This window comes from Pseudomonas frederiksbergensis, from assembly GCF_003732705.1.
Classification (GTDB): Bacteria; Pseudomonadota; Gammaproteobacteria; order Pseudomonadales; family Pseudomonadaceae; genus Aquipseudomonas; species Aquipseudomonas frederiksbergensis_F.
Genome location: NZ_MOBR01000041.1, coordinates 126396 through 143158, shown reverse-complemented (window position 1 = coordinate 143158; position 16763 = coordinate 126396). Strand labels below are relative to the sequence as shown.

The following is a 16763-nucleotide window of genomic DNA, read 5'->3' as shown; positions in this document are numbered from 1 at the left end:
TTGATTTCTAGTCTTTGATTAGATCGTTCTTTAAAAATTTGGGTATGTGATAGAAAGATAGACTGGACCACACTTTCACTGGTGTGGGATCAGGCTAAGGTAAAATTTGTGAGTAATTGCGAATTTTCGGCGAATGTCGTCTTCACAGTATAACCAGATTGCTTGGGGTTATATGGTCAAGTGAAGAAGCGCATACGGTGGATGCCTTGGCAGTCAGAGGCGATGAAAGACGTGGTAGCCTGCGAAAAGCTTCGGGGAGTCGGCAAACAGACTTTGATCCGGAGATGTCTGAATGGGGGAACCCACCTAACATAAGTTAGGTATCTTAAGCTGAATACATAGGCTTAAGAAGCGAACCAGGGGAACTGAAACATCTAAGTACCCTGAGGAAAAGAAATCAACCGAGATTCCCTTAGTAGTGGCGAGCGAACGGGGACTAGCCCTTAAGTGGCTTTGAGATTAGCGGAACGTTCTGGAAAGTACGGCCATAGTGGGTGATAGCCCTGTACGCGAAAATCTCTTAGTCATGAAATCGAGTAGGACGGAGCACGAGAAACTTTGTCTGAATATGGGGGGACCATCCTCCAAGGCTAAATACTACTGACTGACCGATAGTGAACTAGTACCGTGAGGGAAAGGCGAAAAGAACCCCGGAGAGGGGAGTGAAATAGATCCTGAAACCGTATGCGTACAAGCAGTGGGAGCCCACTTTGTTGGGTGACTGCGTACCTTTTGTATAATGGGTCAGCGACTTATTTTCAGTGGCGAGCTTAACCGAATAGGGGAGGCGTAGCGAAAGCGAGTCTTAATAGGGCGTCTAGTCGCTGGGAATAGACCCGAAACCGGGCGATCTATCCATGGGCAGGTTGAAGGTTGGGTAACACTAACTGGAGGACCGAACCGACTACCGTTGAAAAGTTAGCGGATGACCTGTGGATCGGAGTGAAAGGCTAATCAAGCTCGGAGATAGCTGGTTCTCCTCGAAAGCTATTTAGGTAGCGCCTCATGTATCACTGTAGGGGGTAGAGCACTGTTTCGGCTAGGGGGTCATCCCGACTTACCAAACCGATGCAAACTCCGAATACCTACAAGTGCCGAGCATGGGAGACACACGGCGGGTGCTAACGTCCGTCGTGAAAAGGGAAACAACCCAGACCGTCAGCTAAGGTCCCAAAGTTATGGTTAAGTGGGAAACGATGTGGGAAGGCTTAGACAGCTAGGAGGTTGGCTTAGAAGCAGCCACCCTTTAAAGAAAGCGTAATAGCTCACTAGTCGAGTCGGCCTGCGCGGAAGATGTAACGGGGCTCAAACCATACACCGAAGCTACGGGTATCACTTAGGTGATGCGGTAGAGGAGCGTTCTGTAAGCCTGTGAAGGTGAGTTGAGAAGCTTGCTGGAGGTATCAGAAGTGCGAATGCTGACATGAGTAACGACAATGGGTGTGAAAAACACCCACGCCGAAAGACCAAGGTTTCCTGCGCAACGTTAATCGACGCAGGGTTAGTCGGTCCCTAAGGCGAGGCTGAAAAGCGTAGTCGATGGAAAACAGGTTAATATTCCTGTACTTCTGGTTATTGCGATGGAGGGACGGAGAAGGCTAGGCCAGCTTGGCGTTGGTTGTCCAAGTTTAAGGTGGTAGGCTGGAATCTTAGGTAAATCCGGGATTCTAAGGCCGAGAGCTGATGACGAGTGTACTTTTAGTACACGAAGTGGTTGATGCCATGCTTCCAAGAAAAGCTTCTAAGCTTCAGGTAACCAGGAACCGTACCCCAAACCGACACAGGTGGTTGGGTAGAGAATACCAAGGCGCTTGAGAGAACTCGGGTGAAGGAACTAGGCAAAATGGCACCGTAACTTCGGGAGAAGGTGCGCCGGTGAGGGTGAAGCATTTACTGCGTAAGCCCATGCCGGTCGAAGATACCAGGCCGCTGCGACTGTTTATTAAAAACACAGCACTCTGCAAACACGAAAGTGGACGTATAGGGTGTGACGCCTGCCCGGTGCCGGAAGGTTAATTGATGGGGTTAGCTAACGCGAAGCTCTTGATCGAAGCCCCGGTAAACGGCGGCCGTAACTATAACGGTCCTAAGGTAGCGAAATTCCTTGTCGGGTAAGTTCCGACCTGCACGAATGGCGTAACGATGGCGGCGCTGTCTCCACCCGAGACTCAGTGAAATTGAAATCGCTGTGAAGATGCAGTGTATCCGCGGCTAGACGGAAAGACCCCGTGAACCTTTACTATAGCTTTGCACTGGACTTTGAATTTGCTTGTGTAGGATAGGTGGGAGGCTTTGAAGCGTGGACGCCAGTTCGCGTGGAGCCAACCTTGAAATACCACCCTGGCAACTTTGAGGTTCTAACTCAGGTCCGTTATCCGGATCGAGGACAGTGTATGGTGGGTAGTTTGACTGGGGCGGTCTCCTCCTAAAGAGTAACGGAGGAGTACGAAGGTGCGCTCAGACCGGTCGGAAATCGGTCGTAGAGTATAAAGGCAAAAGCGCGCTTGACTGCGAGACAGACACGTCGAGCAGGTACGAAAGTAGGTCTTAGTGATCCGGTGGTTCTGTATGGAAGGGCCATCGCTCAACGGATAAAAGGTACTCCGGGGATAACAGGCTGATACCGCCCAAGAGTTCATATCGACGGCGGTGTTTGGCACCTCGATGTCGGCTCATCACATCCTGGGGCTGAAGCCGGTCCCAAGGGTATGGCTGTTCGCCATTTAAAGTGGTACGCGAGCTGGGTTTAGAACGTCGTGAGACAGTTCGGTCCCTATCTGCCGTGGACGTTTGAGATTTGAGAGGGGCTGCTCCTAGTACGAGAGGACCGGAGTGGACGAACCTCTGGTGTTCCGGTTGTCACGCCAGTGGCATTGCCGGGTAGCTATGTTCGGAATAGATAACCGCTGAAAGCATCTAAGCGGGAAACTAGCCTCAAGATGAGATCTCACTGGGACCTTGAGTCCCCTGAAGGGCCGTCGAAGACTACGACGTTGATAGGTTGGGTGTGTAAGCGCTGTGAGGCGTTGAGCTAACCAATACTAATTGCCCGTGAGGCTTGACCATATAACACCCAAGCAATTTGACTACTCGAAAGAGCATCAGGTTGCGGTGTGTGAAGACGCAATGAACCGAAAGTTCGCAGCAAAAAAACACACAAAGCTATCACATACCCAATTTGCTGAAGCGAGGCCAACTGGCCACGACTCAGTACCCGAATTTCTTGACGACCATAGAGCATTGGAACCACCTGATCCCATCCCGAACTCAGCAGTGAAACGATGCATCGCCGATGGTAGTGTGGGGTTTCCCCATGTGAGAGTAGGTCATCGTCAAGATTGAATTCCAGAACCCCTGTCTGCTAATGCAGACAGGGGTTTTGTCGTTTTGGAGCAGGTAAAACTTCACACGACAGGAAAGGGCTTAAAGCTAACCCGGAAGCTCTAGCACGCCGTTCGGCGGGAATCCGCTGCGAATCCCAACCATTTCAGACAATCCCCTAAGATTTCTCCCGCTCGTGCCGAAAGACTGGTGAGACATGCGTGCACCAAAGTAGAGCGGCCTCAGAAAGCCGTCTGCGCTGTTACATGGAATGTTGCAATCCGGAACGCATCCCCACTTTTTGCATAAGAAGTCCCATGAAATGAATCTCAAGTTCAGCCATAAAATCCTGCTGGCCGCTTCAGGCGTCGTGGTGCTGGCTTTCGCGTTGTTCACTTTGTACAACGACTATTTGCAGCGAAACACCATCCGGCAGAATCTCGAATCCTCAGTACAGCAAGCGGGCGACTTGACCGCCAGCAGCGTTCAGAACTGGATGAGTGGCCGTGTGCTGGTGTTGGAGAACCTGGCACAGAACGTTGCCCACCAGGGTGCGAATGTCGATCTGCCAGGATTGGTCGATCAACCGGCCTTCACCTCGAACTTCCAGTTCACTTACGTCGGCCAGGCCAACGGTGTATTCACCCAGCGCCCGGACGCGAAGATGCCGGACGGCTATGACCCACGTCAGCGCCCTTGGTACAAACAAGCCGTCGCTGCCGACAAGACCATGCTGACCCCGCCTTACATGGCTGCGGTCGGTGGTCTGGTGGTGACGATCGCCCTGCCGGTGAAAAAGAACGGCGAACTGCTCGGCGTTGTTGGCGGTGACCTGAGCCTGGAAACCCTGGTCAAGATCATCAACTCGGTCGACTTCGGCGGCATCGGTCACGCGTTCCTGATCAGCGCCGACGGTCAGGTGATCGTCAGTCCGGACAAAGACCAGGTGATGAAGAACCTGAAAGACATCTACCCGAACGCCGGCGTACGCATCGAGAAGGGCAATCAGGACGTCACCCTGAACAAGCAGGACCGCATCCTCTCGTTCACCCCTGTCACCGGTTTGCCGAATGCCGAGTGGTACATCGGTCTGTCGATCGACAAGGACAAGGCCTACGCACCGCTGAGCCAATTCCGTACCTCGGCACTGATCGCGATGTTTATCGCCGTGAGCGCCATCGCAGTGCTGCTGAGCCTGCTGATCAACGTGCTGATGCGTCCCCTGACCACCATGGGCCGCGCGATGAAAGACATCGCCCAGGGTGAAGGTGACCTGACCCGTCGTCTGGCTGTGGAAAGCAAAGACGAATTCGGTGAGCTGGGTAGTGCTTTCAACCAGTTTGTAGAGCGGATTCACGCTTCGATTTCCGAAGTATCCTCGGCGACCCGTCAGGTCCACGACCTGTCGCAACGCGTGATGGCCTCATCCAACGCCTCGATCATCGGTTCCGACGAACAAAGCGCCCGCACCAACAGTGTGGCTGCCGCGATCAACGAGCTGGGCGCCGCGACCCAGGAAATCGCCCGCAATGCCGCCGATGCTTCGCAGCACGCCAGCGGTGCGAGCGAGCAGGCCGATGACGGTCGTCAGGTGGTGGAAAAAACCATTCTGGCCATGACCGAGTTGTCGCAGAAAATCAGCCTGTCCTGCACCCAGATCGAAACCCTGAATGCCAGCACCGACAACATCGGGCACATTCTGGATGTGATCAAAGGCATCTCCCAGCAGACCAACCTGTTGGCACTGAACGCGGCCATCGAAGCGGCCCGTGCCGGTGAAGCCGGGCGTGGTTTTGCGGTGGTGGCGGACGAGGTGCGTAACCTTGCCCATCGCACCCAGGAGTCGGCGGAAGAGATCCACAAGATGATCACTTCGCTGCAGATCGGTTCTCGCGAAGCGGTGACCACCATGAACGCCAGCCAGGTCTCCAGCGAAGAGAGCGTTGAAGTGGCGAACCAGGCAGGTTTGCGCCTGGTCAGCGTGACCCAGCGCATCGGCGAAATCGACGGCATGAATCAGTCGGTAGCCGCGGCGACCGAAGAGCAGACCGCGGTGGTGGAGACCCTCAACGTCGACGTCAACCAGATCAACCTGCTGAACCAGCAAAGCGTGGCCAACCTCAATGAAACGTTGAAGGATTGCGATGCCTTGTCGTTGCAGGCCAACCGTCTGAAGCAATTGGTCGACAGCTTCAAAATCTGATCCATCGATGTAAAAAAGCCCGCTGCGGATCACCTCCACAGCGGGCTTTTTCATGCCTTACGCAAACAACTTCAGCACATTATTCATCGCATCATCGGCAAACCCCTGCACGAAATCCTTGAACCCTGGCAACGCCTCAGCGCCGCCCTGGGCAGGTTCGGCGATGATGGTCCACGTCGCCCGGGACTTGCCCGCACCCAAGGATTCCACATTCATCGCCGCCCACAAATTGGCCACACCCAAGGTGTTGTAGATCGTGGTCCAGGTCATGCTCAGCGCGTGGTCGTCCCGGGAGTTGAGTTGCTCGACCACCAGATTGCCGTCCTTGAAGAATTTCTTGCGCAGGGACGACACGCCGTCGCCGGTCATTTCGATGTGCGACAGCGCCGGGATGAATTGATCGAAGCCGGCAAAGTTGCCGACCACGGCCCAGACTTTCCAAGCGTCCGCCGGCACGTCCACCGAAGACGCCACGTGGCAGCCGTGAGGGTTTTGGATCAGGGTATCGGGTTGCAGGGTTTTCATGGTCTTGCTCCAGTTGGGTGGTTCAGATGAAGTTGATTTCTTTGAGGTAATCGCAGCCGCGACGCAGCAGCGCCGGGGATTTTTGCGGGTAGTGCGCGCCCATTTGCCGGACGCCGGCCTGAGCGTTGTCGTGGCCGATCATCGAGATGTCGCCGATGTCTTCTTCGAAGCCGTTGAGGTAGAAACCCAGCACGCCGAATAGCGCGTTGTCGCTGTCGACCCGGCCCAGTTGCTGCTGCCAGTCGGCGACGCTGACCATCGAGAATTCCCGACCGGCTTCGCGAAACGAGTCCACGTAGGCATCCCAGCTCAGCGGTTCGGGGTTGTGCAGGTTGAACACCGCGTGTTCCGGCTGATAACGACTGGCATGGAAGGCGATGAAACGGGCGAGGAAGTCCACCGGCATCAGGTCGAAGTTCAGCGAGAACTCCGGCACCTGGCCGAGCTGGATCGAACCCTTGAGCATCAGCATCAAGCGATTTTTGTGCGGCTGGCAGACGCCGGTGAGGCTGTTGAAACTGATGTTGCCGGGGCGATACAGGTTGACCCGCACGCCGCGCTCCCGCGCCCGCTCCAGGATCCGTTCGCCGACCCATTTGGACAGGTTGTAGCCGTTCTTGATGTAGATCGGTGGCGTCTGTGCGGCGGGCAACTCCAGCACTCGGCCATCGTCAGAAATCGTGCTGGACGCCGAGAGCGTGGAGACGAAGTTGAAGATCTTTTTGCTGCGCCCTTCGCACAATCGCAGGCACTCGAAAATCGGCTCGACGTTGTCCCGCGCCAGCGACTCGTAATCGAGTACGTGATTGACGTTGGCCGCGTTGTGCACCAACGCCCCGAACTCCCGGTCCAGTCGCTCGTAGACATCCGCTGCAAGTCCCAAAAAAGGTCGCGTGATATCGGCCGCATAGATCCGCACCCGATGCAGGTCTAAATGCTCTAGACGGTTCTCGCGCAATGCCTGGGCGAAGCGTTGCGCCGCTGATTGCCCGCCACCATCGCGCACCAGGCAGGCGACTTCAGTGGCGCCCCACGCCAGCAGCGCTTCGACGATGTGCACGCCGACAAAACTGTTGGCCCCGGTGACGATCACCTTGTGCACATCGCCCATACGGCTGATCGGCAATGGCTGCACATCCAGTTCACGGAAGGCATCGGCCATGGCCTGCGCGCTCAGCACTTCTTCGGTGCCCGAGCCACGGACCAGCGTCGCCAATTTCGTGATCGTGGGCAGCTCGATAAAGCGGTTGATCGAGATGCTGCGCCCGAACTCCTCACGCAGACGCAGCAACATCCGCGACAGCAAAATCGAGTGACCACCCAGATTGAAGAAGCTTTCGTCGGTGGAAATATCGCTCGCCGGCAGTTCCAGCAACTCGGCCCAGATATGCAGCAACAGTTCTTCATCGGCACTCGCCGGCAGGCGCCGGGCGCTGTTCTCCAGTACGTTCACTGGCAGCGTCAGCAGCGCCTTGCGATCAACCTTGCCGTTACTGGCGAATGGCATGCTCTCCAATTCAGTCCACGCGCCGGGTTGCATGTAATCCGGCAGAAACTGCACGGCGTGGGACTTCAGTGCTTCGCGAGCAGCACCGGGTTGGTCTTCCTGGGGTTGGGCGAGGAACGCCAGAATCCGTCGCTGGCTGTCGATGACCACCGCCACCTGCCGATACAACTGACTGTCCCGCAGGCAGCGTTCGATCTCCTCCGGCTCGACCCGGAAGCCGCGGATCTTCACCTGATTGTCCCGCCGCCCGCACAGTTCGATGCCGTCGCGGGTCCACTTCGCCATATCGCCGGTGCGGTAGGCGCGCAGGCGTTCAGCGTTTGGCAGGTTCAGGTCCAGATAACGTTCGGCGGTCTGCTGCGGGTTGTTCAGGTAGCCCAGGCACACTCCTGGGCCGACGATGTACAACTCGCCGACGGTCTGCTCGGCCACCGGTTGAAAGTCTTCATCGAGAATCAGCACCTGGCTGTTGGCAATCGGGCCGCCGAGGGTGCGGTTGTTGTCGCCGGGCCGCAGTTGTCGCGCGGTGATCAGCACCGTGGCTTCGGTCGGGCCGTAGAGGTTGTAGAGGTTGCCCTGACGGGTCAGTTGCTCGATGACGTAGGGTTCGCAAACGTCGCCGCCGGTCATCACGTGATCCAGCACTTGCAACTGATCCAGCGGCAAAATGCTCAACAGCGCTGGCGGCAGGAAGGCGTGGCTGAGTTGTTGATGACGGATCAGCGCCACCAGTTGCAATGGATCACGGCGCTGGTCATCGCTGGGCACGATCAGCTCGGCGCCCTGTAGCAACGTCGGGAAAATATCGATCAGCGACGAGTCGAAACTCAGCGATGAAAACTGCAACACCCGACTCTGTTCAGTCAGCTGCACATAGTCGGCGTACCACGCGGTGAAGTGCGCGAGATTGGCCTGGCTGAGCAACACGCCTTTCGGATGCCCGGTGGTACCCGAGGTGTAGAGCGCCATGCACGGCGCATCGAGCGCGGGCCGTTCACGCATCAACGGTCGCTCGAGATCCACGTCATCGACGTCGATACGGCTGATGTCCAGTCCCGGCATCTGGTCGGCCAGCGGATGCTCACCGTCATGCAGCAACAACACCGCCCCGGCGTTCTCCAGAATGTACTGCTGACGTTGCAGCGGATGGCTCGGTTCCAGCGGCAGGTACACGGCGCCGCTGCCGAGAATCGCCAGAATCCCCGCATACAACGCGCTGCATTTGGGCAGACAGATACCGACCACCAGCGAGCCCTGATGCTGATCGAGCAACGTCTGCAAACGCTGTTGGATCGCTCGGCTGTGGGCATGCACCTGGCGATAGCTGAGAGACGTGCCGGCGATGTTCAGTGCAGGACGATCGGCGCATTGGATAAAGCGCTGTTCAAGCCGCTCGATCATCGGGATCTGGCCCAATTGCAGTAGCTCAGGATGCTCCGTGAGGTTGAGTTGATGAACGAAGGCCAGGTGCTCAAGAAACAGCAGATTTTCTACTCGCTCGAAGTGCGCGGGCGCCGTCGGGTCAGCGGATAAAAAATACTCGGCATCCCGGGAAAAACGGCTGACCAGCAGCGCCACGTGATCGACCAGTTCCGCCACTGCGCGCAGGCGTAATGCCTGGCCATTGCCGGATGGCTCGTCGGCAATCGGCACGCGAGTGAACAGCGTCGAACCGTAGCTGCACAGCACGTCCAGGGTTGGCAGGCCAGTAGATCCACCGACACCCAACTGCAGCGTCAGTCGCGGCACATCGCCGAAGTCGGTAAAGGCCAGGCTGGCATCGTCGATCAGTAAGTCGACGTTGCCCAACCCCGGCTCACCGACCACTGTCAGGCGCACCAGTGAATGTCCATGTTGTTCGAGCTCCAGCGCCAGGTCGGTCAAGGCCTGGCTCTGCCCTATAAGCACAATGTCGAGACGTCTCATGATGTTCTCCTCGTTAAACCAGGTAGTCGCTCAGGGCTTGCTGAACACACGGCGAATCGAGCAGCGAACTGCTGCGGAAGAACCGCACGATGTTGGCGACCAGCGGGTGGTGGCGATTGATCGGGAAGGCCAGGCCCGACACTTCGCTCTTGAGTGCCCGGCGCGCGGCGTCACTGATCTGCAAGGACTCGATCAGGCGGAAGTCGAAGGACTTCTGGATGTCGTTGGTCAGGTAGTGGCCGATGAATACCGGCAGGATCCGGGCGATGCACTGGCGGTCGGCTTCGCTCGCGGTGTGCCAGTAGATGCGCACCAGTCGCGCCCAGAAACTGGAGTGACGACCCTCGTCCAGCAAGTGGTCGGCCATCAGCCCCTTGATCGATTGCTTGACCGTATCGTCCTTGGCGAACGCCGCCACATCGCCGGTCACGGTGTTCTCCGCAATGGCCACGCAAATCAACTCCACGGCGCTGCGCAAGTGTTCCGGTGCCAGCGCCACCGCGGCGGGAATCGCCCGGCTCAACTCGATTTCATCCGGCAGTTCGATCGGCGTGATGCCGGTCATGGCCACGGTCTGCTGCATGAAATCCATCGCCACCAGGGCGTGGTAATCCTCGTCTATCACCACGGTCATGGCGTCGTAGCGGCAGGCGAACGGGAAGGTCACGGCGAAGTGATTCTTGGCGATGCTGCGGGCGGTCTTGTCGACGATCTCGGTTTCGAAAATCACCACGTCGTTGATGAACTTGTAGAGCGTCTGCACCAGGGCGAAGTCCCGTTGCTCGGGGCACTCGCGCAGGAAGGTTTCGCTCAGCACCACGGGTTGGCGGCTCAACGGGTAGATCAGTTTGTCGTCGTTCTCCAGCACGCGCCGGGGGCGGGTGCGGATGGTGGCGCGGCTCTCCCAGGCGTCGGCGAAGGATTGGTAATCGGCGGCGTTCATGCGCTCACCTCACCGACGGTTTCGCTCATGCTGGCGCGCAGGCCATCCCACAGAGCGATGCGGCTTTCCACCGCGGCGATGGCGCTGGCGTAAACGTCTTCCTGACGTTGCGGGTCGCCATCGATCAGGCGCGCGAGGAGTTTTTCCGCAGCCGGACCGTGGTCTTCGGAGTCGACTTCGATGTGGCGTTCCAGGTAGTAACGGAAGGTCGGCGCTTGATCGAGGCCAATGCCCCAGTCGTCGAGAATCCGCTGGAACATCTGCGGGATCACGCTTTCCCGACCATGCAGAAACACCGCTGCAACGCTATGACCCGGCGCATGCAGCGCGGTGTGCAAGGTGTGGCGCACGAACTGCGCGGCGGCGGGGTCGACGTCCACACTTTGCAGCGCCACGTCGTAGCTGACGCCTTCTTTTTGCAACGCAACGAAGCGTTCTACTGCTGCGGTGCTTGCACCGACCTCGCGCATCGCATCCAGGTACAACTCGAAATGGCTGTAGTGACCATTGGCGGGACGATCATCGGACTCTTCGCCGAGCACGATCTCGTTGATCAGTCGCGCCGCTTGCGGGTCTCGCGGTGGCAGCCAGGGCAACTGCACGCAGGTCAGTTCCTGCTGCAGACGCTTGGTCAGCGACATGAAATCCCAGACAGCAAACACATGGGTTTCCATGAAGCGTTGCAGGATCGACAACGAATGTATTTCGCCAAAGATCGGGTGAGCGCTAAGTTCTGCTTTCTTCTGGTTGAGTTGTTCTTTAGTCGGTTTCATGGGCGAGCCTTACAAGTGATAGGGATGACCAATGGGTGGCGCAATCAATAAGCGTTAGTGGATTAATGTTTTATCGGGGCGAACGAAGGCCTCAATCGAATTGATGTGTATGAGTTGTGAAACAGTCACTGCCGCTCCTTGTAGGGTTTGGGTTTGGGCCTTGCTGGCTTGGATCCAATGGCGGCGGAGAAAAACTAATACATCAATAAAGTTCCCGGCAAGTTATTTTTATATTATTTGAAAGTTCAACTTTCTCGGGCGCGACAAGTGTCAATAAAACTGTTGGCTTAAGTTTTATTTGGATGAAGTTGCTCCTTCCGGCTTATATAAGTCAGAATCGAATAAGAGAGTGAATGCCTCACTCAAAGCAACTTTCAAACTGCGATCGCTGGTGTGGTCTGAGGGGATGGAAGTTGGCCGGGAGTACGCCTTTTACTTCCTTTCCCGTGGCAAGACTCCTTCCGTAGGTTCTTGGTGCGCAGTCGGCTCCCGCGAGTGCGGTGCGTCTGCGTTCATTGTTGAGTTGGCAGGCTTAAGAGTGAGCGTAATTGACGGCAGCCGCTATCGTTGGTGCGCCATTCGTTGGCTGCAATTATCGGGCTTGAGGAGAAGTTGCAGGCAACGCTCCAGGCGCAGTAGCTGCATTGTCTACCGGGCTGGCAGGAGTGATTGGGGGATTTGTAAGAAGGCTTGTCACCGAATGAGCCGGGACGGGTTCAGCGACAGGTTGCGGCAAGCACTGGCGAGCACATTCGATGTACTCGCGCGTGCCAGGAGGTGGGTTATCTCGAGGTTTTCTTGTCTGGGGCGGCGGTGCTGGCGAGGTAGCGTGTGATGACCTCGACACCGCGATTGAGGTGATGCTCAAGCAGTTCGACCGAGAGCTCGATGTTCCGGTCTTCAACCGCGCGCAACAAATTCCGGTGATCTTCCTGGGACAGCTTGCCCAGGCCCATCGCCTCAAGGTTGAAGCGCAGGAAGCGCTCCTCTTCGTTCAACCCGTCTTCGACCAGTCGCAACAGCCGGCGATTGGGCGCCTTGCTGTAAAGCGCCATGTGGAACAGGCGATTGAGTCGGCCGATCTCGGTGTAGTTGTGTTCGGTTTCCAATTCGTCGATGTAGCGGGCAGCCCGTTCAAAATCGGCCGTTTCGAGCAAGGGAATCGAGCGACGCAATGCTTCGGATTCCAGCAGAATCCGCAGTTCATACGTTTCTGTGGCATCGCCCTGCACCAGCGCAGCGACCACGGCGCCTTTATGGGCGACGACATTGAGCAACGCTTGCGCTTCGAGCTGGCGTAACGCTTCGCGCACCGGCATGCGGCTGACGCCGAACAGGTCCGCCAGGTCTTGCTGGCGCAAAGCTGTGCCGCAAGGGATGCGTCCGTCGAGAATGGCCGAACGCAGGGTTTCTTCGATCACCGAACGCGCCAAGTGAGCGGGAATCGGCCCGTTGACCTTGATGCTGTTCAGAGGATTGGGCTTCTGTGTCACTACTACGCACCCTGAATGACTGAAGTTGTTTTTGGATCCAAATGGACACTAGTGACTGTTATACACGTTGTCAAACCTTGTAAAAGATCGCTGCAACTAATAAGTCGAGCCCGTCACTTTGTAGGACTCTTCGCAGGCTGCAATCTTTTTATGATTACTCACATACCAAGTTTAGCGCGCGGCGAGTGATCTCACCGTGCCATTGTCTTTTGCCGGGCTAACCTTCACCATCAACCGATTTCCACCTGCCTACCCTGGATGCCTCGCATTGGCGGTACGTTTCGCAATCCCCCGGATGTTGCGCTGGCTGTGCTGCGCGCTGCTGCTGGCCGGCGTCATGCTGGGCGGGCTGCATGCCGACTGGGATTTTTCCCTGATCAGCCGCCGTGCCCAGGCCATTTACGGGCCGTTGGGCGAGGGGCAGCAACGTATCGACGCCTGGCAGCGTTTGCTGGCCACCCAAAAGCAAGTCGGCGAGATGGAAAAGCTTAACGTGGTGAACCAGTTCTTCAACAAGCAGATACGCTACGAGGAAGACATCGACCTGTGGCACGAGGTCGATTACTGGGAAACCCCCATCGAAGCCTTGTGGAAGGGCGCCGGCGACTGCGAAGACTACGCCATCGCCAAGTATTTCAGCTTGCGTCATCTCGGTGTTTCCAGTGACAAGCTGCGCATCACCTACGTCAAGGCGTTGCGCCTGAACCGGGCGCACATGGTATTGACCTACTATTCAACACCCGAGGCGATGCCGCTGGTGCTCGACAGCCTGATCAACGAGATCAAGCCGGCCAGCCAACGAACCGATTTGCTGCCGGTCTATTCTTTCAATGCTGAAGGTTTGTACCTGCCCGGTGCCAAGGGCAACAAGAAAGTCGGTGACACCAAGCGCCTGTCCCGTTGGCAGGATGTGTTGAAAAAAATGCAGGCCGAAGGATTTCCGGTCGAGACGACTAACTAGGAGCACGCGCTCAGATGTCTTTGTTCAAACAGCTGTTGATCGCTATCTGCCTGTTCCTTGTGGTCGCCTTCACCGGCAGCTTCATGGTCAGCCTGGAGAGCTCGCGCACCCAGTACGTCAACCAGTTGCGCTCCCATGCCCAGGACGCCGCCACGGCGCTCGCATTGTCCCTGACACCGAACATCGACGACCCGGCGATGGTCGAGTTGCTGGTCAGCTCGATCTTCGACAGCGGCTACTACGCGAGCATCCGCGTGGTCGATCTCAAGACAGACCAGACCATCGTCGAGCGTAGCGGCATCCCGGCGGTGAACAACGTGCCGGACTGGTTCGTCAAAATGATCGGGCTGGAAGCCGCTGGCGGCGATGCACTGGTCAGTCGTGGTTGGGAGCAGGCAGCGCGGGTCGAGGTGGTCAGCCACCCGATGTTCGCCCTGGCCAAGTTGTGGCAGAGCGCACTCGGGAGTTTGGGCTGGTTGCTGATCTGCGGCGCGGTGAGTGCGGTGTTGGGCGCGTTGCTGCTGCGTCGGCAATTGAAGCCGCTGGACTACATGGTCCAGCAATCCCACGCCATCGCCCGCCGGGAATTCCTCAGCCTGCCGGAACTGCCACGCACGCCGGAGCTGCGCCGGGTGGTGCAGGCCATGAATCAGATGGTCGAGAAGCTCAAGGCGCTGTTCCAGGAACAGGCCGAGCGCAGTGAAAAACTGCGGGTCGAGTCTTATCAGGACAACCTCACGGGGCTGGCCAACCGGCGTTATTTCGAAATGCAATTGAATGCTCGGGTGAGCAACCCGGAGCAGGCCAGTTCCGGTTATCTGCTGCTGTTGCGGGTCAAGGACCTGGCTGGTTTAAACCAGCGCTTGGGCGGTCAGCGCACCGATGATTTATTGAAAGCGGTGGGCGAGCAATTGTCCCGCGAATGCGCCAAGTACCCGGAAACCCAGAACCTCGTCACACGGATTCGCGGCGGTGAATTCGCCGTGCTGGCGCCGGGGCTGGTGCGTGAAGAAGCGCTGCAACTGGCACAGAACCTCGACAGCGCGCTGGCGAGCCTGCATGCGACTGGCGCCACCGATGTGGCGTCGGTGGCGTCCATCGGGCTGGCGCCGTTTGCCCATGGCGACTTGCCGCAAGCGGTCATCGGGTTGGCGGATCAGGCATTGGCGCAAGCCGAAGGCCAGGGCGAGCAGAGCTGGGCGTGCCTGGATCACAGCGCCTCGGCCAGTGTCGGCGATGACCATCATGCGTGGCACACACTGCTGGATCGGGCGTTGAATCAGCAGCGCTTTGAGCTGTACTTCCAGCCGGTGGTGGCGAGTCAGGACACCGCGTTGGTGCTGCATTACAAAGTGCTGTCGCGCTTGATCGACGATCAGGGCCAGACCATCCCCGCCGGTCGTTTCCTGCCGTGGCTGGAGCGCTTTGGCTGGACCGCGCGGCTGGATCGGCTGATGTTGGAATTGGTGCTGGGGCAGATGGCCGATCATGAAGAGTCGCTGGCACTGAACCTGTCCTCGGCGACGCTGGCGGATCCGCAGGCGTTGAATAGAGTCTTCGACATTTTGCGTCAGCATTCGAATCTGGGTGAGCGCCTGACCCTGGAAATCGGTGAAGAGCAATTACCCGAACAAGCAGTGCTGGAACAATTGACCCGGCGTCTGCGCGAACTCGGGTTCTCCCTGAGCCTGCAACGCTTTGGCGGGCGCTTCAGCATGATTGGCAACCTGGCGCGGCTGGGGTTGGCGTATCTGAAGATCGATGGCAGCTACATCCGGGCGATCGACCAGGAGAGCGACAAGCGTCTGTTCATCGAGGCAATTCAGCGGGCGGCGCACAGCATTGACCTGCCGTTGATTGCCGAGCGGGTCGAGACTGAAGGGGAGTTGTCGGTGATTCGCGAGATGGGGTTGTATGGGGTTCAGGGGCAGTTGTTCGGTGAGCCCAAGCCCTGGAAGTAACCCAAAGATCGTTCCCACGCTCTGCGTGGGAATGCCTCCAGGGACGCTCCGCGTTCCAGCCTCAGTGCCGGCGTTGCGCCTGACACCGTTGTGACGCAGAGCGTCACGGGCTGCATTCCCACGCAGAGCGTGGGAACGATCTACCTGCCGTTGATTGCCGAACGGGTCGAGACTGAAGGGGAGTTGTCGGTGATTCGCGAGATGGGGTTGTACGGAGTTCAGGGGCAGTTGTTCGGTGAGCCCAAGCCCTGGAAGTAACCCAAAGATCGTTCCCACGCTCTGCGTGGGAATGCCTCCAGGGACGCTCCGCGTTCCAGCCTCACTGCCGGCATTGCGCCTGACACCGTTGTGACGCAGAGCGTCACGGGCTGCATTCCCACGCAGAGCGTGGGAACGATCTACCTGCCGTTGATTGCCGAGCGGGTCGAGACTGAGGGTGAGTTGTCGGTGATTCGCGAGATGGGGTTGTATGGGGTTCAGGGGCAGTTGTTTGGGGAGCCCAAGCCCTGGAAGTAACCCAAAGATCGTTCCCACGCTCTGCGTGGGAATGCCTCCAGGGACGCTCCGCGTTCCAGCCTCACTGCCGGCATTGCGCCTGACACCGTTGTGACGCAGAGCGTCACGGGCTGCATTCCCACGCAGAGCGTGGGAACGATCTAAAAAGACCGGGGTTAGATCAACCCCGTCTCATCATCATCAATCAAATGACTCAACCCACCCAACGCTTCCCGGGCCTGGGTCCGGTCCATCAGTTTGGCTTGGGCGGCGGCCGGCAGGTCGGTGACGCGAATCACGCCTTTGCTGGTCAGCACCTGGATCAAGTCGTCGAGTACCCGGATCATTTCCAGGTCGCTCTGCTTGAGCTGTTTGAGGCTGGTTTCCATCACTTCGTTGGCGTACCAGGCCTGGATTTCATGGTTGTCGGCCGGCAGTGTTTCCGTGGCCTCGGCGTAGGCCGCGGCTTCCACGCGCACCAATTGGCCTTGCGCATCGCGTTGCACGTAAAACATTGAGCATCCCTCAGAAATGGACCAGCGTCATGCTGTCAGCAGCATAGGCCAACTGGTGGCGAGTATGCGGTGCGGCGACGAAATCGTCACCGGTGACATAGGCGCAAACGTGACGGCCGCCCCATAAGGGCGGCCGTTTT

At 57.7% G+C, this 16763-nt stretch carries 11 protein-coding genes and 2 rRNA genes; 7 read left to right on the top strand and 6 right to left on the bottom strand.

Annotated elements, in window-relative coordinates:
• Window positions 1-174: 174 nt before the first annotated feature.
• From BK667_RS28265 to BK667_RS28255, 3 genes are all read left to right on the top strand, one after another.
• A 23S ribosomal RNA gene (locus BK667_RS28265) occupies window positions 175-3066 on the top strand.
• Between the two features lie 156 nt (window positions 3067-3222).
• Window positions 3223-3338, top strand: a 5S ribosomal RNA gene (gene rrf, locus BK667_RS28260).
• Window positions 3339-3643: 305 nt separating this feature from the next.
• On the top strand, window positions 3644-5524 hold the full coding sequence (locus BK667_RS28255) for a methyl-accepting chemotaxis protein (protein ID WP_123599549.1): 1881 nt from the start codon (window positions 3644-3646) through the stop codon (window positions 5522-5524).
• Between the two features lie 57 nt (window positions 5525-5581).
• On the opposite strand, the gene BK667_RS28250 is transcribed toward BK667_RS28255, so the two are convergent.
• The 5 genes from BK667_RS28250 to BK667_RS28230 form a co-directional block, all read right to left on the bottom strand.
• Complete coding sequence (locus BK667_RS28250) at window positions 5582-6049, bottom strand: SRPBCC family protein (protein ID WP_123599548.1); 468 nt, start codon at window positions 6047-6049, stop codon at window positions 5582-5584.
• A gap of 22 nt (window positions 6050-6071) precedes the next feature.
• Window positions 6072-9482, bottom strand: coding sequence for a non-ribosomal peptide synthetase (locus BK667_RS28245; protein ID WP_123599547.1), 3411 nt, complete (start codon window positions 9480-9482; stop codon window positions 6072-6074).
• A 13-nt stretch (window positions 9483-9495) separates the two neighbouring features.
• The gene (locus BK667_RS28240) at window positions 9496-10425 is read right to left on the bottom strand and encodes a diiron oxygenase (protein ID WP_123599546.1); all 930 of its coding nucleotides are present in this window, start codon (window positions 10423-10425) and stop codon (window positions 9496-9498) included.
• Window positions 10422-11198 (bottom strand): DUF3050 domain-containing protein, encoded by a 777-nt coding sequence (locus BK667_RS28235; RefSeq protein ID WP_123599545.1) that lies wholly within the window; start codon window positions 11196-11198, stop codon window positions 10422-10424. The genes BK667_RS28240 and BK667_RS28235 overlap by 4 nt, the downstream gene beginning before the upstream one ends.
• 782 nt (window positions 11199-11980) lie before the next feature.
• A complete protein-coding gene (locus tag BK667_RS28230; RefSeq protein ID WP_123599544.1) occupies window positions 11981-12691 on the bottom strand; it encodes a GntR family transcriptional regulator in 711 nt (236 codons plus the stop codon).
• Between the two features lie 268 nt (window positions 12692-12959).
• Here BK667_RS28230 and lapG point away from each other — a divergent pair, with 268 nt between their 5' ends.
• From lapG to BK667_RS28210, 4 genes are all read left to right on the top strand, one after another.
• Window positions 12960-13652 (top strand): cysteine protease LapG, encoded by a 693-nt coding sequence (gene lapG / locus BK667_RS28225; RefSeq protein ID WP_123516085.1) that lies wholly within the window; start codon window positions 12960-12962, stop codon window positions 13650-13652.
• Between the two features lie 14 nt (window positions 13653-13666).
• On the top strand, window positions 13667-15613 hold the full coding sequence (lapD, locus tag BK667_RS28220) for a cyclic di-GMP receptor LapD (protein WP_123599543.1): 1947 nt from the start codon (window positions 13667-13669) through the stop codon (window positions 15611-15613).
• A gap of 90 nt (window positions 15614-15703) precedes the next feature.
• Window positions 15704-15871, top strand: a complete 168-nt coding sequence (locus tag BK667_RS28215) for a hypothetical protein (RefSeq protein WP_185058288.1) — start codon at window positions 15704-15706, stop codon at window positions 15869-15871.
• Window positions 15872-15961: 90 nt separating this feature from the next.
• Window positions 15962-16129 (top strand): hypothetical protein, encoded by a 168-nt coding sequence (locus tag BK667_RS28210; RefSeq protein WP_185058288.1) that lies wholly within the window; start codon window positions 15962-15964, stop codon window positions 16127-16129.
• A 155-nt stretch (window positions 16130-16284) separates the two neighbouring features.
• On the opposite strand, the gene BK667_RS28205 is transcribed toward BK667_RS28210, so the two are convergent.
• Window positions 16285-16623 carry a hypothetical protein gene (locus BK667_RS28205; protein ID WP_054050336.1) on the bottom strand — a complete coding sequence of 113 codons (339 nt, stop codon included), beginning with the start codon at window positions 16621-16623 and terminating at the stop codon, window positions 16285-16287.
• Between the last annotated feature and the right edge of the window lie 140 nt (window positions 16624-16763).